Here is a 20,363-nt window from a genome sequence, read left to right as displayed (position 1 = left end):
GGCAACGATATGAATATAAAGATTATAACAGTTGGAAAATTAAAGGAAAAGTATTTAAAGCAAGGTATTGCTGAATACACAAAACGTCTGGGCAGCTATTGCAAACTACAAATCATTGAAGTAAACGATGAAAAAGCACCCGAAACACTAAGCGAAAAAGAAATGGAAATGGTAAAAGACAAAGAGGGCGAACGCATTCTTGCAAAAGTAGCCGACCAAAGTTATGTATTTGCCTTAGCCATTAATGGGAAACAATACGATTCCGTTGACTTCTCCAAAAAAATCGACCAACTCGGCATCACAGGTAAAAGTGATATCACCTTTATTATCGGTGGTTCACTCGGATTAAGCAAGGCTGTACTTCAACGAGCGAACGAAGAAATATCATTTGGGAAGCTGACCTTTCCCCATCAGTTGATGCGATTGGTGTTGGTGGAGCAGGTGTATCGGGGTTTTCGGATTATGAAGGGCGAGCCGTATCATAAGTAGATGAGGTTTTTTCGAAAACCACAGCTCAATCTGATACGGGTTCATTTAATCATTTCAAAATTATTTCAGATCACATAATCGCTATTAGAAAGGATGTTAATTATTGAAAATTTTGAGGAACATAAAATAAAAATAGAACAAATGTACTCTCATTTAAAAGATGAGGATATTATAGAAGATTTAGCAAGAATAGATATAATAAACGGTGAAAGAGAAGTCCATATTCTTGATTTTCAAAATAGAGATGAAATAATGAAAGTCTCAGATGAGATAGGAAAAATACGTAATGATTACCAAAAAATAAATACAATGTTTGATTTAGTGCTAGGTGATACCTCAGATATTTTGAAATATAAAAGTAATATTGAAAAAAATAATAAAATTTCAAATGAAAACACATTAAATAGGCTTATAATACATTTATTATCAAGCGGCAGGTTATTTATTGATACGCTAGAAATTCATATGAAGAGTAAGTATGATAAGAAAAGCATTGAATATTCTAATTTTAAAAATGTATTATCTAACAAATATGATGAAAAATTTGTTTATAGATTCTTTTATTATTTAAGAAACTTTACACAACATGTTGGTTTTCCTGTCACAACCATATCAAGTGAAATCATAATGAACCCTGAAACCAACCAAGAAAACACTAAAATAACGGCTTATCTAAATATTGATTATCTATTAAGTTCCAATTATGACTGGAAAAAAATAGTAAGAGATGATTTATTAAACTTTCAGAATAAACAAGAGGATTTAGAAATGTTTGAACTAATTAAAGAGTACTATCAAATAATGGCTGAAGTAATGTATGAAATAAAAAAACAATTTTTAGATCTTAACCATAAATATTTACTTTCTTTGATAGAAAAGTGGAACCTACTAGGGTTAAAAAGTAACAAATACGTAATCAGTAAAATTTTAAAATATGATTTGATACACAACCCTTCTAATATCACTTTGTCCCCAATTAATAGTGGATATGATATTGAAATGATATACATTGACCTGTCAAAAATTGGATTGGTTAACATTACGAATTGATTATTCCTAAAGATTTTTTACAGAGAACAGAAAATAATTTTCCAAATAATTATCTGCTTGATTTATTCCTTTAAATTATTTAGTAGGTGTGTACAATTAGTCATTTGATATAAAATCCATATTAAGATGTATGACAGTTCTAAAAAAACTATAGGATAATCTGACAAGAGGCTCAATGATTTTAAAAGATTGTCACAATTGTATCCAATAGCAATGAGTGAATCTTATCATAAATAAATGAGGTTTCTTAAGCTTATAATTGTTGATCTTCATTTTAATCGTTGCTGCTAACATAAATGTAGTTGAATTTAAGATTATTAGAAGTAGCCTAAATACCAGATGACAACGGTTATCATAAATATGGCTTCTTCTCCTCACATAAATAGTAATTAAATGTTACTATAATTAGAAAAAGAAAACGAGAGAGAAATTGATTTTTTTATCAATTTCTCTCTCATTTCTTAGGCTATACTCCCTTTAACCGCAGGCTTAATGGAGACTTTCTGGTTACGAGGCCCATTCAATTTACCATTCTCTAAGCGTTTATGTAAGAGAAGGAAGCCGTCGCCTTCCCAATAAAGAGCTTTGAACCGGTCTTTATTTCCACCACAGAAGAGAAAGAGAGCGCCGTTATAAATATCCATGTCATATTCTTCAGTGATCGTTGCGGCTAATCCATCAATTTGACGACGCATATCCGTCTTCCCGCACACAATGAAAATATTCTCTACTTGAGTAAAGTCAATGAGCTTCATTACTAGTCATCTCCGTGAGAAGTATTTTCAACGTCGATGGTTTGATTCCCTCATATATAACAGCTCTATCTGACTATTTTTTAAATGTGCTACTAATTTCTGTGGTAAGGGCTTCTCAATCATTCGACGATTTCTTTGTTTCTCCTGCAATTTGACAGGAACGATGGACTGCTTATTCTTTTCCAATTTAAAAACCTCCAGTTGTACTTAAGATATCTCAAGTTCAACAGGAGACCGCTAGTGCTCACAGGTACCTAGCTATTTATCGCTTACAGTGTATTTCAGAAAAATGCAGCATTTGTAGAGAAGTTTAATGGTGTAGGTGGGAATGTCTGAAAGAACGGTTCCCATTCAATTATCCAGACAATAAACAAAAGATATGCATATATAAAATGACCCCAAAAGTTAGATCTAAAAAAAACTAACTTTTGGGGTCACTCTAAAAACTCCTACCCCTCCTCTTTTTCATTCGCCAACATCAACCCTAACAATGATTCATAAATTGGTTCGGAATGGAATAGTTCAGCGACAAGGTAAGCAACAAAGGTGACCATTGCAAGGGGTAATAGATAACGAATCGATCCCCCTGTCATTTCAAGGATGAGAAAAATACCAGTCAGTGGGGCACGAACGATTGCAGCAAAATGAGCAGCCATTGCGATGACCGTAAAAACTAATAAGGTGTTCTGATCGATTAATCCACCCATTGATAAACTTGTTCCCACGATGTTGCCGGCAAGTGAGCCTAGTGCTAACAAGGGGAAGAATATACCGCCTGGCAAACCAGATGAAAAAGCCACTACTAATAAGAATAGTTTAATCAAGTAAACAGATAGTAGAGAGGCGAGAGCTATATTTTCATGGAATGGCATTAATATATAATGATCTCCTGAGCCTAATAGACTAGGATCCCATAATAAAAAGAGTGCTGTGACAACAAAAGGGAAGCTGCATTTTATAACAACAGGGACGTGCCATCGTGCATACACTCTCTTTCCCCACAGGATAACCCGATTAAATAGAACGCCTGATAAACCAATGACCATTCCTAATATAATTAAAAAAGGATAGTCTCTTACTGGTAACTCTAATGAAATAGGAATAGTAAGGGTAAAGGTGTTATCTAATAAGATAATTGATACGAGGGTGGACGTAATGATAATTAAGGAACTGGCTAAAAACCCTCTCCGCGAGGTTCGTTTCAAAAGTTCTTCTAATGCAAATATAATCCCTGAAATGGGTGAGTTAAATGCGGCAGCCATCCCCGCACTAGCGGCGCCTACAATCAAATAACGTTGGTTCTGACTATTTAAATGACTTTTTTCGGCAATACCTTGTCCAATTGCTGCGCCAATCTGAACCGATGGACCTTCTCGGCCAACAGTCAGACCGCTCCCAATCGTTAGAATGCCACCCATTAACTTATGAATCAAGACAGAGAACCAGGAGAAGTCTAACTGCCTACTTAATTTACCAGCTACTTGGGGAATACCTGAACCGCCAATCATCGGTTCTTTTTTGACGTTCCACGATACAACGACACCAATCGTTGCGAAAATAAAAATAAACAATAGTGAGTGAAGGAGACTTTGTTGTCCAAACTGCAATAACTTTCCTACCATCCCCATCAAAAAGGGAATAGCCAACCGAAAGCCACTCACCACAACACCAACTAAAAGCCCTGTCACCAGACTAACAAACCCTAGTTTAAAATCTAAACGCTTCTCTTCCATGACATCATCCTCCATTTAACTATTTTACGCCTGTTTTTGGAAAATGAAAAGGAGAGGGAAAAAGACGCTTGCTTAAGCAATTATTGTTATAGTAACCAAAAGAATGGCATTATCCAATCGTACCCATTAATATTGCGTTAAGTCCCTATTTAATCATTGGTCCACAAAACTTTAGTTCAATACAAAGTTATGTGTTGATTTCAGTCATGCTGTTATCAGTAGGAACAGCTTATGTTATGAATAAAAAAGGATTTTTAGATCAATAAAACGAAAAAACTCCCACTAAGGACAGTTGATTTTCCAACTGTCCTTAGTGGGAGTTTTTGTATGTTTATTTTTTACGTTTCACTTCAATACGGTAACCATCTGGATCTGTTACAAAGAAGTAAGAAGGTGTGCCGCCTGAAAGACCTTTTAATTCGCCTGTTTCATAAGCAGATGCTTTACAAATCTCATGCATTTTTTCTAAATCATCAACCGTTACACCTAAATGACTGAAGCCATTGCCAATTTCGTATGGTTCAGCGTCATAATTATAAGTGAGTTCGATTTGAACCGACGTGCCTGGTGAGTTTAAATAGATTAAATCAAATTTATCCTCTGGGAATTCTCTGCGGCTCGCAATTTCAAAATCGAATAAGTTTGTATAAAAGTCTAGGGTAGCCTCAATATCTCTGACACGCAAACAAATTTCAACTAATACTTGATTCATTTAATCATCCTCCAATAGTTTCTTGTTTTTATTTTATCATGAATAGCTTATATAGGCATCTAAAGTTACCTTTTATAGTGTTTTCTAATAGATCAATATAAAAAACTATATCATAAACAAGTTAAAACTTAGCCACTTTGCCTCATAAGTAGTATGATGAAGGTACAAATAAATAGGACAAGGAGTGGTAGGATGTCGGCATATGAAGTACCAAAAGTATGGAAGTGGGAAGAAGAGAACTCAAAAAAAGGTGGCAATCGTCCAACAGCGGGGAGTCGTTTCGAACAAACATTACCAGTCGGAGAAGCTCCGTTTCAACTTTATTCATTAGGAACACCGAATGGCATTAAAGTTACGATTATGTTTGAAGAGCTGAAAGAACTTGGGATCGTGGATGCAGACTATGACTTGTACAAGATTGATATTGGGGAAGGCGACCAGTTTGGCTCGGGTTTCGTCGAGATTAATCCGAACTCGAAAATTCCAGCCCTTGTTGACCAAAGTCAAAGTCCTCGTGTGGAAATTTTTGAATCAGGTTCGATTCTTCTTTATTTGGCCGAGAAATTTAACCAACTGATTCCCTCAGACATTCATGGACGGACGGAAACCCTAAATTGGTTATTCTGGCAAATCGGAGCAGGCCCTTATATTGGCGGTGGATTTGGACACTTTTTCGCCTATGCTCCAGAGAAGATGAAATATCCAATTGACCGCTTTTCGATGGAAACCAAACGTCAGTTAGATTTACTCGACCAAACTTTGGCGAAGCGTCCTTATATCGCAGGGGATACTTATACGATCGCTGATATTGCCATCTGGTCTTGGTACGGCCGCTTAGCTTTAGGGAAACTGTATGAAGGATCGTATGAGTTTTTAAATGTAGAAGAATATGCTCACCTTATGGAATGGTCAAAACGTATTGCAGAACGGCCAGGTGTTCAAAGAGGTCTGGATGCGGAGTATCAACCGATCAGGGAGTAAATGTATTTATTGAAAAATTTAAATAGAAAAAGTCCAATTTCTCAATTTTAACGATGAGAAATTGGGCTTTTATTATCTTATTTGTTGCTAAGTGGTCCCACTGCAACTATCCCTTCAGAACAGCTCTAATATCCTCCACTTTACAAGAATACTCACTTGACCTGCATCGCCGAATGAGCCTTTTATTGAATTACAACCGGTTCCAGGGCAATTTCCACCAAGCGATTGATGAGTTCCGCATAGCTATAGCCAGCGGCCTCTGCCAGCATAGGGAAAAAGGAAAAATCAGGAACCAAGCCCGGGTAGGTATTTAATTCCATAACAGTCGGCTTTCCTTCTGCATCTAACCGAATATCGATACGGGCAAAATCCTGGCACCGAAGAATCCGATAGGTTTTCTCGACCATCGATTTGATTTCGTCCTCCAATTTTTCAGGAATATCAGCCGGAATTTTGTTCATGACATCATTCTCCATCTTCAGATCATAGGTCAACATTTTCAGATCTTCATCAAGAAAAACGGTTTCTTTAATTGGTAGAATTTCCAAGTGAGCGTTTCCCATCACGCCGACTGTAAATTCCCGGCCGGGCAAATATTCTTCAATCAGTAACTCCTGTTTGTGGAGCGCTATTTTCTCCATGATGATTTTTCGTAACTTCTCGGGAGTATCGACCTTGGAAGAGGCGGTGATGCCGATGCCGGAACCTTCATGCTCCGGTTTCACTATGACGGGATAAATAAAATCTTTGCGAATGGGTGCATTCTCATCTTCAACCAATTGGTAGCGGGCGGTCCGGACGTTATAGGCATACAGGAGGGACTTGGTAATTTCTTTGTGGAGGCCTAGCACATGGGTGGTAAGTCTAGAGCCTAACACTGGGATGTGGAGCATCTCCAGCATTCCAACTACATTGGCCTGGGATCGTTTATCGGAAATGCCAGTGCTTAAGTTGAAGATTAAGTCAGGAGTCTTCATCTTTTTTATTTTGCTTAACAGTTGGTAATCTGCCTCAACGGGAATTACCTCATGCCCACTTACTTCCAAAGCGTCTTTGACTGCTTTCACCGTAGTGGCCATGCGGTTCGCCCCCATGGGATCCACTGTTGTCCTCGCTTCCTCTACATTTTCGTATTTTGAATGAACTAAAACAATATGCATCGCTAACGCCTCCATTGTATTTTCGTCCTTTTTCTCATTGTAACATCCCGTAATAGAAGCGCCTAAAGATAACACAGAAGTAGAGAACGTTACACGGAGTGTTAAGTGAGGGAGATCTATTGCGATTATAGAGCTATCAAAAATACCTTTCTCAAGTATCTCTCTCTTATAATCGCTTTTAACTTTTAAGCGTGCACTCGAAGTCGTTTCCGTGGTTGCAAAAGAAGTGAAAGTCCGCAACAAGACTGCCGGCATGGTAACACACGCTGAAAAAATGTTATCCTATTATGACTGGGTTTACCGGATTGAAGATGGAATAGGAACCGAAGAATTTTAATCACCATTTTTTAAATAAATCCGACACTTTGGCGGTCTCGATTGTATTACTAGTGAAGGGAGGGCAAATCATGGAAAAACCTTTGTTGCGTACGAACAAAGAAGTAACAGAAATTTATGAACAACACAAATTCATGATTTACCGGGTATGCTTTGCTTACATGAAGAATGCGACAGATACGGAAGATGTGGTCCAGGATACTTTCATCCAGCTCATCAAAAAGGGTCCCAAATTTGAGAGCGGTGAACACGAGAAGGCTTGGCTGATTCGTGTTGCGACTAACCTTTGTAAGAACAAGTTAAAACATTGGTGGCGGAGGAGGACTCGCCTAGAACAGGAAAATACGATAATCGGAAGCACCAATATCGAGATTGATGAGACTTTACAAGTGATCATGAATTTGCCCGACGCTTATAAAGTGGTAACCTATCTCTATTATTATGAAGGCTACAACAGCGTGGAAATCTCAAAGCTCCTTGAAAAACCACCATCAACCATCCGAAATCATCTCCATGAAGCACGTAGCATACTCCGAGAAAAACTAGGTGGTGACTTTAAATGAACGACAACAAAATTAAGGAAGCATGGAAGAAAGTAGAACCAGATCAAGAGGCAGATGAACGGATGAGAAAGGCAATTTTGCGGAAAAACAATGCCGCTAAGTTGAAAAAGCCTTTCTTTTTTTCAAGTGCCCTCAGTTTATCCCTGATCTTAATCATTGCATTCTCCTTTTTAAATGATAATAGTACAGACTTTCCAAGCAGCCAAGAAGAAATAATTAAGGAGGAAATCCAAGAACTGGAATTTAACTTGAAGAAGTCGGACTCCTCCATTAAAGTTAGCTATGTAGATGAAGTGATGGGAACAGAGACTGAAGCGAGTTTGGTTTATTTGTCAGAAGGTGAATTATTGGCAGAACGCTCTAATGGGGTACAAATCGCTGCTTTTCGTGGGACCATCAAAGCAATCCATAATTTAGAAGTCAACTTTTCATATCAAACAGATTACCTTGCAGTTGTGGAAGTTGAAATTATCGAGGATTATCGAACGTATTTAAAGCCAGGAACAGTTATCACCGTTATGGCTCCTGGTCATATTTTGGATGGCGGGGGAAGCAACACCGTTATGGACACTGCTGGTCACTTGCAGGTTGGAGCAGAGACTATCATGATGCCCGTTCGTTATGATGAAACGGCTATTTATTCCGTAGGTGAACAGACCTTATATTTGCAGGAAATAGCAGAGTACGGACTTGGAGACGGTATTCGTTGGCTGTTTGTGGAAACGTCAGAAGGGTTGGTCTTCGCGGAATTTGCTTACCCATCCTTTGAGCAAGTCGAGACGCTAGAAGATGTGGCAGAAATTATTGGTGACTACTAAATAGTAAAAGGTTTCAAAGTCACAGTCTGATTTTTTGTGAAGTATTGCTATAATGGGGAAAAGAAAGGATGAGTGAGAATGGCACAACTAGAAGCAAATCTACAAGGCGATTTCGATGAAATTTTACGTGAGCTTGATCAGACGATAGTGAACGGAAGTGCATCTGCAGCAATCGAAGGTGAATCAGATTTTTATCTTGGTGATTGTGTTTGCGCAGTCAGAGTTTACGAACGGTATAGTATGGTTGGAGGCAACCGCCTCAGTCTGAGCTTGACATTGCTTCAAGCGGGCAGCCAAATCAAATTGAGCGCCATTACAGCTGGCGGAAGCCAAGCGATGTTTTTTAAATTGAACACTTTCGGGGAAGAATCCTTTTTGGATGTTATTCGAGCAACTGTCCAGAAATATCAGGTGTGAAGTAGAAGAGATGAAGAAATCGCGAAAGTTATATCGGTGGGAACAAAAAAATACAATAGATAAATAAAGGAGTTTAATATGAATCAATTACTGAAATTATCTTATGAACAAATCTCAGACCAGCAAATGATTGATTTGCGTTCTCAGAAAGAATTCCAAAGAGGACATTTGCAAGGTGCATTGAACCTGACCCCTAGGAATTTGCTGAAATATGGCAAGCATTTTTTAAGTAAGGATCAGGAAATTGTTTTGATTGTTGCGAAAGAAAATTTCCAAGAACTTCCTGCTCTGGTAGAGGAAGCAGAGGCAGCAGGAATTGAAAATATATCGGCTTATCTGTTAGCCGAAGATATTCCTGAATCGAATCTAGAAAAAATTCAAACAATCCCAGCAGCAGATTTTATGACTTTAGAAGGGAACTATCGTTTGCTGGACTTGCGCCATCCTGATGAAATCACTCGACCTGCTCCAGAGAAACATTTGGTAAACATACCAATCGAAGAACTTCCTGAGAATTATTCACAGTTGGACTTAAATCTGAACGTATACACGCTCTGTGGATCAGGTGGTCGTGCGACTGCTGCAGCTTCTTATCTAAAGAAGCAAGGGTATCAACCAATCGTCATTGAAGGCGGCATGGGAGCAGTAGAAGCGTTTAATAAAGGACTTTGATAGGAGTAAAAATTAGCAACAACTTAAGGAGTAGAACAAAAAATATGAGAAACATCAAACTAACAATGGAATACGATGGAAAGCGATACCTGGGTTGGCAGAGACTTGGTGACTCCGATAAAACGATTCAAGGGAAAATCGAGAGTGTTTTGAGCGAAATGACGGGGGAAAAAATAGAAATTATCGGTTCGGGCCGAACGGATGCCGGCACACATGCAAGAGGACAGGTGGCGAATTTTAAATCGAATACGAAGATGGAATTGTCTGAAATTCTTGACTGGCTGAACCGTTACTTGCCACAAGATATTGTCATAAAAAAAGTAGAAGAAGCTTCTGAACGGTTTCATGCTCGCTATAATGCGATTGGAAAACAATACAGTTATTACATCTGGAATGATGCGATACCTTCCGCATTTGAACGTCATCGAAGCTTCCATTATCCGCAAAAAATAGACCTTAATCGGATGAATGAGGCCTGCCGAAAATTACTAGGAACCCACGATTTCATTGGTTTTTCTGCTCTTAAAAAGACAAAAAAATCCACCATTCGAACGATTAATGAACTCTCCGTTCAAAAAGAAGGAAGCATGATTCATTTTACATTTTCAGGAGATGGTTTCTTGCATAAAATGGTTCGTATTATCACAGGTACCCTTTTGGAAATTGGCGCTGGTACGATGGAATTAGAAACCATTGACAAGATCTTTGAAAATAAAATCAGGGCAAACGCAGGAGAGACAGTTCCCGCACAAGGCCTTTTTCTTGATGAGGTTTATTATCATTAATCGAAGCACCTATAAACTGGCTCTTTTAAGCGACCTATGTAAACGTACAGAATCTATTCCGAAATCAAAAACTGGTGATACGTTTCTCCCCAATCGCAGATCGCTGTTACCACGGCTTCCAGGCTTAAGCCAATTTCAGTTAGTTTGTAATCGACTTTGGGAGGGACGACAGGGTAAACGGTTCGTTGAATAATTTTATCTTCCTCGAGTTCTCTTAGTTGTCGAATCAACATTCTTTGGTTGATATCAGGCAGCTTTCTCTGAAGCTCACTTAGACGCAAAGGGGATTCATTCAACAAAAACCAAACGATGGCGACTTTCCAACGCCCCCCAATAACAGATAGAGCTAAATCTTTGTCCGTAAAAAATTCTTTTCCTTTATGTACAATCATATGATTCAAAACCTTTCTGAGCATCATTGGAGACATACTGACATTTATGTCAGTATTAATTTTTTTGTAGTATGAAGTATACTATATAATACATTTACAAGAAAGAGGGTATATAAATGAAAAGTAGAGCAGCAGTGGCGTTTGGTCCGAATGAACCACTTAAAATCGTTGAAATTGATGTGGAAGATCCCAAGGAAAATGAAGTAAGAGTAAAAATATTGTATACATCTGTTTGTCATACCGATGCTTTTACATTGTCTGGAGATGATCCGGAGGGTGTTTTTCCAGCCGTTTTAGGGCATGAAGGCGGAGGAATTGTTGAATCTGTAGGTAAAGGAGTCACTTCTGTAAAAGTAGGAGACCATGTTATTCCGCTTTACACAGCAGAATGTGGCAAGTGTAAGTTCTGCCTTTCGGGCAAAACAAATTTGTGTAGCGCAGTCCGTGAAACGCAAGGTAAAGGGTTAATGCCGGATGGGACCACTCGCTTTTCTTACAAGGGTGAGCCGGTTTATCATTACATGGGAACAAGCACTTTTAGTGAATATACAGTAGTAAATGAAGTGAATTTGGTAAAGGTTGACGAGAATGCGCCTTTAGAAAAAGTTTGTTTATTGGGTTGTGGTGTTACCACAGGTATGGGAGCTGTAAAAAATACCGCCAAAGTAGAAGAAGGTGCTGTGGCAGCCGTTTTCGGACTGGGTGCAATTGGTTTAGCTGCCATTCAAGGGTTGAAAAAAGCGAATGCAAAACGAATCATCGCGATTGATATCAATCCGGCTAAATGGGAACTGGCTAAAAAAATGGGCGCAACAGACTTTGTTAATTCAAAAGAACAGGAACGTCCAATCCAAGAAGTGATTGTAGAAATGACGGATGGCGGCGTGGACTATAGTTTTGAGTGTATCGGTAACGTTGATGTTATGCGATCCGCGCTTGAATGTTGCCATAAGGGATGGGGCGAAAGCATTATCCTGGGTGTTGCGGGAGCTGGTAAAGAAATTCATACCCGTCCATTCCAATTGGTTACCGGCCGCGTATGGCGTGGTTCGGCTTTTGGTGGTGTAAAAGGAAGAACGGAATTACCGGGAATGGTGCTGGATTACATGAATGGTGAAATCGATCTAGATTCATTTATTACACACCAACTAGAATTTAAAGATATTAACGAAGCGTTCGATCTGTTACACAAAGGTGAATCGATTCGTACGGTTCTATCTTATTAAAAGACGGAATTTGTGAATCCTATGAGGAGGAAATGAGTTGTCAAAAGTAGAGAATTTAGAAGAACATCGTATTTTCGATGGTATGCAATATAAATATCGCCATCATTCTGAATTATTGGACTGCCCAATGACATTTAGTTTATTTTTGCCGAATAAGGAAAAATTTCCTGAGCCGCCTTTACTATGGTGGCTGTCAGGTTTAACTTGTAACGATGATAATTTTACCCATAAAGCAGGCGCGCAAAGAGCAGCAGCGCGTCTGGGAATTGCTATGATCATGCCGGACACAAGCCCTCGTGGTGAAGAGATAGCTGATTCATCAGATTACGATTTAGGGCAAGGAGCAGGTTTTTATCTGAATGCTACACAAGAACCATGGGCTTCTCATTATAAAATGTATGATTATCTTACAGAAGAATTGACGGACTTAGTACGAGTTGAACTTGGTTTAGATGGTCCTGAATTTATTTCGGGTCATTCTATGGGGGGACACGGAGCTTTGGTTTTAGGGTTGCGAAATCCAGAACGATTCCAATCCATTACAGCATTTGCACCAATCGTTAATCCATCAGAAGTACCATGGGGAATAAAAGCCTTTGAAAACTATCTTGGAAAGACTGAAGAAGATTGGGCTGAATGGGACGCAGTGAAATTAATGAAGCAACATTCAGGAAAAAGGGTGCCAATCTTGATCGACCAAGGTGACAAAGACCCCTTCTATAAAAAGGAATTAGAGCCAGCGAAACTAGTTGAAGCTGCAAAAGAAAAAGATTATCCACTTCAACTTCGGATACAAAGTGGGCACGATCACAGCTACTATACAATCGCAACTTTTATAGAAGAGCATCTTGAATTTCATATCAATGAACTAAAAAAATAAGAAAAAAGTCGAGATTTGTCATCTCGACTTTTTTTAATATTCTAAAGCTAATAAATCCTCAATTGTGATATCTTCTTCCTCATATCCATCGACATCAAATCCACTTAAATTCATGTATTCTTTCATGAAGATGCCATAACCTGTTAAATCAGAGTTAAAGTTATCTCCATTGATTTTCTTGATTAAGGCTTCCGTTGCTGATTGGACTTCAGGATCTAATTCCCAATTATCTGGACGTAAACGTCCTTTTTCATCATACTCCGGCTTATCTCCATAAAGCATATCGCGATAGATTCGGTCTTGATGCATGATAGGTGTTTCATGTGTGCCGTTATCTTCCATCACACGATAGAGACCCATACAATAAACCGGGAAGAATGGAATAACCGAGCTAGCTTTCGTTGTTACAGCAGTTGCTACAACAATGGTTGCTCTCCCATTAATATCAGTTAATAAATCATCGATTTTAGCGGCCTTCACTTCACAATCAGCTTTCGCTTGACCTAATGTACCGTCACCATAGTATGGTTTGTTTAAGTCAGAACCTAAATAGGAATAGTTAACGGTTTGGGCACCTTCAGCAAGAACATCCGCCTCTTTTAAAGCTTCCATCCATAACAGCCAGTCTTCCCCACCCATAACATTCACAGTATCAGCAATTTCTTTCTCAGTAGCAGGTTCTAAAACTTGTTCATAAAACTCCTGCTTTTGAATATTAACATTGGGACCGACAACCGTTTGATCAATTGATTTAATAACAGAGTTAATACGTTCACCGGTATCAGGATCAATCCGGATGCCTGATGCTAAGCTATATACGACTAGGTCAATTTTATCTTTTAGTTCATTTTTAATATAGTTGATAACATCTTGCTTTGTTTCGTGACTGAAAGCGTCTTGGACAAAGTTTTTAGCTACTAACCCTTCCGCTTCCGCAGCTTGTTTAAAGTAGATATTATTATACCAACCAGCAGTCCCTAAATTCTTTTCAGACTTCGGACCTTTCTCAAAAGAAACTCCGATAGTATCAGCACCCGCACCGAAAGCAAGACTAATACGTGTTGCTAATCCATAACTTGAAGATGCTCCAATGATTAGAACTTTTTTCGGGCCTTCATATGAGCCTTGTTCTTTTACGTAATTAATTTGATTTTTAACCTCTTGTTTACAGCCGATGGGGTTAACGCCAAGCGATACATTACCGCGCATTTTATGTTCGAATTTAATAATCATTACCTCCCATTATCATTTAGTAATACTACAATAACAAATATTGACTGCGGTGGGTAGCTATTCTATTAATAAGGAGGATTATTTTTTTAAAATCGAATCATAATAAACACAACGATCATTTTTTTGAATCACAATGATCCATGATATAATAGCTTGTGAAGAGAGAGATCATTTTTAAAGCAATAACACCTAAGGCAGAGAATTTCACCAAATTGAAAAAATTAAAAGTGAGGAGCAAATCATCATGAATATTCATCCAACCAAAGCTTTATCTGATAACTATATTTGGATTATGGAAGAGGGCAAGGATGCAATCGTTGTTGACCCAGGAGAGACTGAGGGAGTTCTTCGTTACTTGGAGGAAAAACAGCTGAACTTAAGTGCGATTCTTTTGACACACGATCATGAGGACCATATTGATGGAGTTGAAGAATTACTAGCGAAATTTCCAAACACACTAGTTTATGGGCCGAAGGAAGCAGATTTCATCTCTACTGATATTGTTCATGAAGGTGATACTTTCGAATGGATGGGACATAATTTCCAAATTTTAAAAACAGCCGGACATACGAAAGGTCACATTAGTTACTTGACGGAGGATGCCCTTTTCTGCGGAGATGCCTTATTTTCAGCAGGATGTGGAAGAGTTTTTACGAAAAATTATCAAGCTCAATATGATTCATTGCAAAAATTCAAGAATCTGGCGGATGATGTAAAGGTTTATGCCGCTCATGAATACACCAAGACCAACTTACGATTTGCACAATCAATTGAGCCATCCAACAAAATAATCTCTGATGCCTTGGATCAAGTCAATGAATTGCGTGCTCATGATCTCCCAACTTTGCCATCAACCATTGGCAGGGAAAAAACCATCAATCTATTTCTGCGAGCAAAGACGCTAGAAGACTTTATTGAATTGCGTAAAGCGCGGGATAATTTTTAGGTGAGGGAAAGAATCGTGAAAGAATTAAAAATAGAAGACTTGCAACGTTATTTATCTAGTAAATACAAAGATGGACGAACTTCTTCTGGTTTGTTTATGAAATTGGTAGAAGAAGTCGGCGAAGTAGCCGAAGTTCTTAATCAAATGGAAGGAAGAAAATCAAAAGAGGGTCAGATTTCACTCGAAGCAGAGCTTGTTGATGTCATCCACTATGCTGTGGCCATTGCGAGCATAAACAATATTGATTTAACAACGGCAATCATTGAAAAAGATAAGAAAGCAGCTGTTAAATATAATCAGTCTCCGAATTTGAAAGAGTTTATGAAGGAAAATCATTCTATATAAAATCGTTGTCAGGTACTTTGTGCCTCTAGTTTCAAGTGAAAAAATATGATAAGATGCTTCTTATAAGTGTATATGTGAACAGTTTCCCAAAAATGTCAACTTGATTTCTATTGTAAAAACAATGGTTCTTTGACTAGTAAATTTTAACACGATAACATATGTGTTTACTTGAACTTGGGTTTGTTTTTGGAAAATGTTAGAACATAAAAAAATATTCACGAAATAACGAAAGAAGGTAGAATGATGATTGAGTTGATTGCAACAACTGAATCGCTTGAACAAGGAAAACAACTCCTACTAAACGGCGTAGACCAGCTAATTGTCGGAGAAGAAGTATTTGGACTACGTGTACCGGGACATTTGACCCAGGAAGAAATGGCTGAGCTGATAAATTATGCTCATGAAAGAGGCAAACAAGTGATTGTTGCTGCCAATGCGATTCTGCATAATGACAAAATTGAATTAGCGAGACCCTTTTTAAAAAAAATGAAGTCTCTCCATGTAGATAAGTTGATGGTAGGAGATACTGGTTTGATTCAAATCATGAAGGATCCTGAATATTATATTCCTTATATTTACGATGCTTCGGTCCTGGTGACAAGTCATGGACAGATTAATTTTTGGAAGCAGTATGGAGCGGTGGCAGCCCTTATTGCTCGTGAAGTGCCTTATGTGGAGTTGGAAATACTGGCTGAAAACGTTGAGTTGCCAATTCTAACGCAAGTCTATGGCGCACAGTGTATCCACCAAAGTAAACGACATTTATTAGAAAATTATTTTAATTTTATCGATAAAGAGCCGCTTGATTTCGAAGAGCGTCATCTTTTTTTGTCTGAGCCTGGAAAAGATGACACACATTATTCAATTTATCATGATAGCCATGGCACCCATGTTTTTGCCAATAAAGATCTTAATCTAATGATGCAGCTACCGATGTTGGCTGATATCAATGCGAATCATTGGTATTTGGATGGGCTTTATACACCAGGTAAAGATTTTTTAGAGATTGTGAAAGCTTACGACCAGGCTCGTCAATTATTGGATGACGGTGAGTGGGGTGAAGAACAGTTAGAGAAGCTTAATGAACAAGTTCAAAAGTACCATCCAATAAATCGGGAATTGGATACAGGTTTCTTCCTCTATTCAGCAGATAAGGTACGATAATGAAAGGATTAAGATCAGAAATGAAAAAAACTTTAAAACGTCCCGAACTATTAGCGCCAGCGGGAACACTTGAAAAATTAAAGACTGCCATTCATTATGGTGCAGATGCTGTCTATATTGGCGGCGATGCTTATGGGCTTCGCAGCCGGGCAGGAAATTTTTCTTTTGAAGAAATGGCTGAGGGAGTGGAATTCGCACACAGTCACAATGCGAAAGTATATGTTGCGGCAAATATGGTTACCCACGAAAATGATCAAATCGGTGCAGGGGAGTTCTTCCGGACGCTTCGCGATATTGGTATCGATGCAGTGATTGTATCAGATCCAGCACTTATGCAAATTTGTGCAATGGATGCACCTGGACTGGAAATTCATCTATCAACCCAACAATCGGCGGTTAATTATGAAACTTTGAATTTCTGGCAAGAAGCCGGTTTAACCCGATGTGTTTTAGGGCGGGAAGTATCGATGGAAGAAGTTGTGGAAATTCGTGCAAAAACCGATGTTGAAATTGAAGCATTCATTCATGGAGCGATGTGTATTTCTTACTCAGGCCGCTGTACTTTGTCGAATCACATGGCTGATCGAGATGCGAACCGTGGCGGATGCTGTCAATCTTGCCGCTGGAAATATGGCTTGTTTGACTTACCGGCATTGGGCGACAAAGAAATGGTTGGGAAAGGCGAAGAAGGGATTGATGAGCCGTTTTCCATGAGCGCAGTTGATTTGTCAATGATTCAGCATATTCCGGATATTGTCGAAAGCGGCATTGACTCCTTAAAAATTGAAGGTCGTATGAAGTCCATCCATTATGTTTCAACAGTTGTAAACGTCTATCGAAAAGCACTTGACTCTTATATAGAAGATCCCGAAAATTATGTCTTGCAAGAAGACTGGGTAGATGAATTGTGGAAAGTAGCGCAACGCGAATTAGCGACCGGTTTTTACTATGGAATTCCAACAGAGAATGAACAGTTATTTGGTGAGCGCCGCCGTAAACCTCGTTATAAGTTTATCGGACAAGTACTTGCATATGATGAAGAAACAAAAATAGCGACCATCCAACAAAGGAACTTGTTTAAGGTTGGTGACAAAATTGAATTTTACGGTCCGGGCATGCGTCATCATCCTGAAGAGTTAGAAGAAATGTGGAATGAAGAAGGCGAAACCATCCGCTCAGCTCCTCATGCCATGCAAATTGTAACAATGAAAGTGAGTCAACCTGTTAAACCGCAGGATATGATTCGCAAATCCTTAGAACGAACACGAAGAAAGATCGCCCAAAAATAGAACAGGAAACCCACCAGAGCTGTCAGCATCTGGTGGGTTTTGTTTATAGACTAGGGGATTATAAGTTCAGCCATCAATGTCTAGCTCCCAAGTCCTGACCTAGTGAAAAAAAGATAAATTTGCCCCATTGCGCGCTTCGCTGCTCGCTAACGCATATCATTCGACTAACCCGCTGAAGCGTGAAGTCTCCTGACAATTCAGGGTCAAATTTCCTATTTTTTCATAGGCCAAGGCGGACTTGTCCGCTTTTCTTATAGTCCTGGAAAAAGTAAAGTACAGCACAAAAATAAAGTCTGTACTTTAAAACGTACGAACAAAACAAGCTATCTTGACCACCGTCAAGTTTTATTTCTGGAATGGCAGTTATACTTTATGTAGAAATAAGATAGATGGAGGAAAATAACATGCAAAGAATGATCTTAAGTAAAAAAAATCAAATTACCTTTCTTAGTGGAATATTAATCGCAATCGGTCTCTTCGGGCATTTTGTATTACATAATAGCTTGGTATTCAATACCGCTTTTATTACCGCATCGATTTTGGGGCTAGCGCCAATCGCTATCCAATCTTACCAAGCGTTGAAAGTTAAAGTGGTCAGCATCGATGTTCTGGTGACAATCGCAGTGATTGGTGCATTCTTGATCCAGAACTTTGAAGAATCTGCTATCGTAACATTTTTATTCCTGTTTGGAGCTTACTTGGAACAACGGACATTGAACCAAACGCGTTCTGCAATCAAAGAATTAGTTGAAATGGCACCAGAAAGTGCGTTTATTCAAACTGAAACGGGTGAATTCGAAGAAGTAGATGTTGATGAAGTTGACGAAGGGGACATCTTGCTCGTTCGGACAGGGGCAAAAGTTCCAGTGGATGGGACTGTTTTGACGGGTGAAGCTTACATTAACGAAGCGAGTATCACGGGAGAATCTCTGCCAGTCACGAAGGTAGTGGGCTCGGAAGTTTTTGCCGGAAGCATTTTGGAAAACGGCACAATCCAGATTCGGGCAGACAAAGTAGGAGAAGATACAACTTTTGGAAAGATCATAGAATTGGTCGAGGAAGCACAAGATTCTAAATCAGAGGCGGAACGTTTTATTGACCATTTTTCAAAATACTATACACCGGCTGTTTTAATCTTGGCCATCGTTGTTTGGCTATTCAGCCGTGATATCGAACTTGCGATTACCATCCTAGTTCTTGGCTGTCCCGGTGCTTTGGTCATTGGTGTTCCCGTATCAAACGTCGCAGGTATCGGAAACGGTGCGCGTAATGGAGTGCTCTTGAAAGGGAGCGAAGTAATTAATGACTTCAGTAATGTAGACACCATTGTATTTGATAAAACAGGAACGTTGACAGTTGGGAACCCCGAAGTGGCTGAAACAGCATTTTATGGAAATAATACTGATGAAGCACTACGTTACTTGGCCAATGTAGAAAGAGAATCAGACCACCCGCTTGCAAAAGCAGTTTTAGCAAACATTGGTACTTTCAAAACAGTGCCAGTAGAAAATACGGATGTCATTAAAGGCGGAGGAATCATTGCGCAAGTCAACGGCCAAAGAGTTTCGGTCGGAAATGTGGCATTAATGAAAAAAGAACAGGTAAAACTGGATGAGAAGGCACGAAAAGATATTGAAGAATTCGAAAAAAATGGTAATTCCCTCGTTTTAACCGCTGTCGATGGAGAATTGAAAGTTTTGATGGGGATCCGCGATCAAGTCCGTCCGGGTGTGAAGAAAGATTTGCAAAAGTTGAAAAATTTAGGTGTGAAGAACTTAGTCGTTCTGTCTGGAGATAATCAAGGAACCGTTGACTTGGTCGCAAAAGAACTAGGGTTGTCGGAAGCGCACGGTCACATGCTGCCAGAGGACAAATCAGCGCACATTGCGAAACTTCAAAAAGAAGGACAAATCGTTGCTTTTGTTGGAGATGGCGTGAATGATAGTCCATCTTTAGCTTTGGCAGATATCGGTATTGCGATGGGCAGCGGAACAGACGTTGCGATTGAAACTTCCGATGTTGTTTTGATGAACTCTGATTTCAGCCGTCTGCCACACGCACTGGGATTGACTAAAGTGACTGCAAGAAATATGAAACAAAATATCCTTATTGCAGTTGGAGTCGTTTTAATCTTGCTGGCTAGTCTGCTATTTAGCGAATGGATGAACATGTCGATTGGGATGTTGGTTCACGAAGCAAGTATCTTAGTGGTAATTTTTAACGGTATGAGATTGTTGAAATACCGCCTGAAAGAGGATAAATATGAAATGAAAACGAGTATAAAAGAAATGGACGTGGCAAAATGAATGGATTCAGGCAAAAAATTATAGAAAAACTTGATATCAATCAATTCTTCTTAAAGAGAAAGCATTTAGAATAGGGTTATAGAAAGAGTTTATACAAATCATTTAAAGAGG

At 38.9% G+C, this 20,363-nt stretch carries 22 protein-coding genes; 16 read left to right on the top strand and 6 right to left on the bottom strand.

The features are described from left to right. Positions 1-9: 9 nt before the first annotated feature. The gene (gene rlmH, locus EJN90_RS04820) at positions 10-489 is read left to right on the top strand and encodes a 23S rRNA (pseudouridine(1915)-N(3))-methyltransferase RlmH (RefSeq protein ID WP_126109126.1); all 480 of its coding nucleotides are present in this window, start codon (positions 10-12) and stop codon (positions 487-489) included. Positions 490-582: 93 nt separating this feature from the next. Next, positions 583-1,539, top strand: a complete 957-nt coding sequence (locus EJN90_RS04815) for a ribosome-binding factor A (RefSeq protein ID WP_126109125.1) — start codon at positions 583-585, stop codon at positions 1,537-1,539. 461 nt (positions 1,540-2,000) lie between these two features. Here EJN90_RS04815 and tnpB read toward each other — a convergent pair whose 3' ends face one another. The 3 genes from tnpB to gloA all read right to left on the bottom strand — a co-directional run bounded on the left by tnpB (position 2,001) and on the right by gloA (position 4,739). Continuing rightward, positions 2,001-2,294 (bottom strand): IS66 family insertion sequence element accessory protein TnpB, encoded by a 294-nt coding sequence (tnpB, locus tag EJN90_RS04810; protein ID WP_126109124.1) that lies wholly within the window; start codon positions 2,292-2,294, stop codon positions 2,001-2,003. A 449-nt stretch (positions 2,295-2,743) separates the two neighbouring features. Continuing rightward, a complete protein-coding gene (locus tag EJN90_RS04805) occupies positions 2,744-4,027 on the bottom strand; it encodes a ClC family H(+)/Cl(-) exchange transporter (protein ID WP_126109123.1) in 1,284 nt (427 codons plus the stop codon). A gap of 331 nt (positions 4,028-4,358) precedes the next feature. Then, positions 4,359-4,739, bottom strand: a complete 381-nt coding sequence (gene gloA / locus EJN90_RS04800) for a lactoylglutathione lyase (protein WP_126109122.1) — start codon at positions 4,737-4,739, stop codon at positions 4,359-4,361. Positions 4,740-4,931: 192 nt separating this feature from the next. Between gloA and yghU the strand changes: the two genes are divergently transcribed. Further along, positions 4,932-5,720, top strand: coding sequence for a glutathione-dependent disulfide-bond oxidoreductase (gene yghU, locus EJN90_RS04795; protein WP_126109121.1), 789 nt, complete (start codon positions 4,932-4,934; stop codon positions 5,718-5,720). 182 nt (positions 5,721-5,902) lie between these two features. Here yghU and EJN90_RS04790 read toward each other — a convergent pair whose 3' ends face one another. Further along, positions 5,903-6,880, bottom strand: coding sequence for a D-alanine--D-alanine ligase family protein (locus EJN90_RS04790; protein ID WP_164544008.1), 978 nt, complete (start codon positions 6,878-6,880; stop codon positions 5,903-5,905). A 211-nt stretch (positions 6,881-7,091) separates the two neighbouring features. Between EJN90_RS04790 and EJN90_RS14120 the strand changes: the two genes are divergently transcribed. From EJN90_RS14120 to truA, 6 genes are all read left to right on the top strand, one after another. Further along, the gene (locus EJN90_RS14120; protein ID WP_265415844.1) at positions 7,092-7,217 is read left to right on the top strand and encodes a hypothetical protein; all 126 of its coding nucleotides are present in this window, start codon (positions 7,092-7,094) and stop codon (positions 7,215-7,217) included. Between the two features lie 70 nt (positions 7,218-7,287). Next, positions 7,288-7,779 carry an RNA polymerase sigma factor gene (locus tag EJN90_RS04785; RefSeq protein ID WP_126109119.1) on the top strand — a complete coding sequence of 164 codons (492 nt, stop codon included), beginning with the start codon at positions 7,288-7,290 and terminating at the stop codon, positions 7,777-7,779. Continuing rightward, a complete protein-coding gene (locus EJN90_RS04780; RefSeq protein ID WP_126109118.1) occupies positions 7,776-8,597 on the top strand; it encodes a hypothetical protein in 822 nt (273 codons plus the stop codon). Before EJN90_RS04785 ends, EJN90_RS04780 begins: the two co-directional genes overlap by 4 nt. Before the next feature lie 78 nt (positions 8,598-8,675). Next, a complete protein-coding gene (locus tag EJN90_RS04775; protein WP_126109117.1) occupies positions 8,676-9,014 on the top strand; it encodes a DUF6054 family protein in 339 nt (112 codons plus the stop codon). A gap of 78 nt (positions 9,015-9,092) precedes the next feature. Next, positions 9,093-9,686, top strand: coding sequence for a rhodanese-like domain-containing protein (locus EJN90_RS04770; RefSeq protein WP_126109116.1), 594 nt, complete (start codon positions 9,093-9,095; stop codon positions 9,684-9,686). Positions 9,687-9,730: 44 nt separating this feature from the next. Beyond that, the gene (gene truA, locus EJN90_RS04765; RefSeq protein ID WP_126109115.1) at positions 9,731-10,471 is read left to right on the top strand and encodes a tRNA pseudouridine(38-40) synthase TruA; all 741 of its coding nucleotides are present in this window, start codon (positions 9,731-9,733) and stop codon (positions 10,469-10,471) included. 53 nt (positions 10,472-10,524) lie between these two features. Here the strand turns inward: truA and EJN90_RS04760 are convergent, their stop codons facing one another. Next, a complete protein-coding gene (locus EJN90_RS04760; protein WP_126109114.1) occupies positions 10,525-10,863 on the bottom strand; it encodes a winged helix-turn-helix transcriptional regulator in 339 nt (112 codons plus the stop codon). Positions 10,864-10,979: 116 nt separating this feature from the next. Between EJN90_RS04760 and EJN90_RS04755 the strand changes: the two genes are divergently transcribed. Both EJN90_RS04755 and fghA read left to right on the top strand, forming a co-directional pair. Then, positions 10,980-12,089, top strand: coding sequence for an S-(hydroxymethyl)glutathione dehydrogenase/class III alcohol dehydrogenase (locus EJN90_RS04755; protein WP_126109113.1), 1,110 nt, complete (start codon positions 10,980-10,982; stop codon positions 12,087-12,089). Positions 12,090-12,126: 37 nt separating this feature from the next. Beyond that, the gene (fghA, locus tag EJN90_RS04750) at positions 12,127-12,969 is read left to right on the top strand and encodes an S-formylglutathione hydrolase (protein ID WP_126109112.1); all 843 of its coding nucleotides are present in this window, start codon (positions 12,127-12,129) and stop codon (positions 12,967-12,969) included. 33 nt (positions 12,970-13,002) lie between these two features. Here the strand turns inward: fghA and fabV are convergent, their stop codons facing one another. Further along, a complete protein-coding gene (gene fabV / locus EJN90_RS04745; protein WP_174919262.1) occupies positions 13,003-14,202 on the bottom strand; it encodes an enoyl-ACP reductase FabV in 1,200 nt (399 codons plus the stop codon). A gap of 244 nt (positions 14,203-14,446) precedes the next feature. On the opposite strand from fabV, the gene gloB reads away from it, so the two are divergent. The 5 genes from gloB (at position 14,447) to EJN90_RS04720 (ending at position 20,252) form a co-directional block, all read left to right on the top strand. Next, positions 14,447-15,148: a hydroxyacylglutathione hydrolase gene (gene gloB, locus EJN90_RS04740; RefSeq protein WP_126109111.1), complete on the top strand. Its 702-nt coding sequence runs from the start codon at positions 14,447-14,449 to the stop codon at positions 15,146-15,148. Between the two features lie 15 nt (positions 15,149-15,163). Continuing rightward, positions 15,164-15,493 carry a MazG nucleotide pyrophosphohydrolase domain-containing protein gene (locus tag EJN90_RS04735; protein WP_126112286.1) on the top strand — a complete coding sequence of 110 codons (330 nt, stop codon included), beginning with the start codon at positions 15,164-15,166 and terminating at the stop codon, positions 15,491-15,493. A gap of 243 nt (positions 15,494-15,736) precedes the next feature. Further along, a complete protein-coding gene (locus EJN90_RS04730) occupies positions 15,737-16,657 on the top strand; it encodes a peptidase U32 family protein (protein ID WP_126109110.1) in 921 nt (306 codons plus the stop codon). Between the two features lie 20 nt (positions 16,658-16,677). Next, positions 16,678-17,946, top strand: a complete 1,269-nt coding sequence (locus EJN90_RS04725) for a peptidase U32 family protein (protein WP_126109109.1) — start codon at positions 16,678-16,680, stop codon at positions 17,944-17,946. Positions 17,947-18,350: 404 nt separating this feature from the next. Continuing rightward, positions 18,351-20,252: a heavy metal translocating P-type ATPase gene (locus EJN90_RS04720; protein WP_126109108.1), complete on the top strand. Its 1,902-nt coding sequence runs from the start codon at positions 18,351-18,353 to the stop codon at positions 20,250-20,252. The last annotated feature ends 111 nt before the right edge of the window (positions 20,253-20,363 follow it).

Source organism: Jeotgalibaca ciconiae (genome assembly GCF_003955755.1).
Classification (GTDB): Bacteria; Bacillota; Bacilli; order Lactobacillales; family Aerococcaceae; genus Jeotgalibaca; species Jeotgalibaca ciconiae.
The sequence above is the reverse complement of the archived record's forward strand: the minus strand, read 5'-3'. Positions and strand labels throughout refer to the sequence as shown.

Excerpts from the sequence above, each read along its gene's own strand:
- rlmH (WP_126109126.1), top strand. The coding sequence starts at position 10 with ATGAATATAAAGATTATAACAGTTGGAAAATTAAAGGAAAAGTATTTA.
- EJN90_RS04815 (WP_126109125.1), top strand. The coding sequence starts at position 583 with ATGTTAATTATTGAAAATTTTGAGGAACATAAAATAAAAATAGAACAA.
- tnpB (WP_126109124.1), bottom strand. The coding sequence starts at position 2,294 with ATGAAGCTCATTGACTTTACTCAAGTAGAGAATATTTTCATTGTGTGC.
- EJN90_RS04805 (WP_126109123.1), bottom strand. The coding sequence starts at position 4,027 with ATGGAAGAGAAGCGTTTAGATTTTAAACTAGGGTTTGTTAGTCTGGTG.
- gloA (WP_126109122.1), bottom strand. The coding sequence starts at position 4,739 with ATGAATCAAGTATTAGTTGAAATTTGTTTGCGTGTCAGAGATATTGAG.
- yghU (WP_126109121.1), top strand. The coding sequence starts at position 4,932 with ATGTCGGCATATGAAGTACCAAAAGTATGGAAGTGGGAAGAAGAGAAC.
- EJN90_RS04790 (WP_164544008.1), bottom strand. The coding sequence starts at position 6,880 with ATGCATATTGTTTTAGTTCATTCAAAATACGAAAATGTAGAGGAAGCG.
- EJN90_RS04785 (WP_126109119.1), top strand. The coding sequence starts at position 7,288 with ATGGAAAAACCTTTGTTGCGTACGAACAAAGAAGTAACAGAAATTTAT.
- EJN90_RS04780 (WP_126109118.1), top strand. The coding sequence starts at position 7,776 with ATGAACGACAACAAAATTAAGGAAGCATGGAAGAAAGTAGAACCAGAT.
- EJN90_RS04775 (WP_126109117.1), top strand. The coding sequence starts at position 8,676 with ATGGCACAACTAGAAGCAAATCTACAAGGCGATTTCGATGAAATTTTA.
- EJN90_RS04770 (WP_126109116.1), top strand. The coding sequence starts at position 9,093 with ATGAATCAATTACTGAAATTATCTTATGAACAAATCTCAGACCAGCAA.
- truA (WP_126109115.1), top strand. The coding sequence starts at position 9,731 with ATGAGAAACATCAAACTAACAATGGAATACGATGGAAAGCGATACCTG.
- EJN90_RS04760 (WP_126109114.1), bottom strand. The coding sequence starts at position 10,863 with ATGATTGTACATAAAGGAAAAGAATTTTTTACGGACAAAGATTTAGCT.
- EJN90_RS04755 (WP_126109113.1), top strand. The coding sequence starts at position 10,980 with ATGAAAAGTAGAGCAGCAGTGGCGTTTGGTCCGAATGAACCACTTAAA.
- fabV (WP_174919262.1), bottom strand. The coding sequence starts at position 14,202 with ATGATTATTAAATTCGAACATAAAATGCGCGGTAATGTATCGCTTGGC.
- gloB (WP_126109111.1), top strand. The coding sequence starts at position 14,447 with ATGAATATTCATCCAACCAAAGCTTTATCTGATAACTATATTTGGATT.
- EJN90_RS04730 (WP_126109110.1), top strand. The coding sequence starts at position 15,737 with ATGATTGAGTTGATTGCAACAACTGAATCGCTTGAACAAGGAAAACAA.
- EJN90_RS04725 (WP_126109109.1), top strand. The coding sequence starts at position 16,678 with ATGAAAAAAACTTTAAAACGTCCCGAACTATTAGCGCCAGCGGGAACA.
- EJN90_RS04720 (WP_126109108.1), top strand. The coding sequence starts at position 18,351 with ATGCAAAGAATGATCTTAAGTAAAAAAAATCAAATTACCTTTCTTAGT.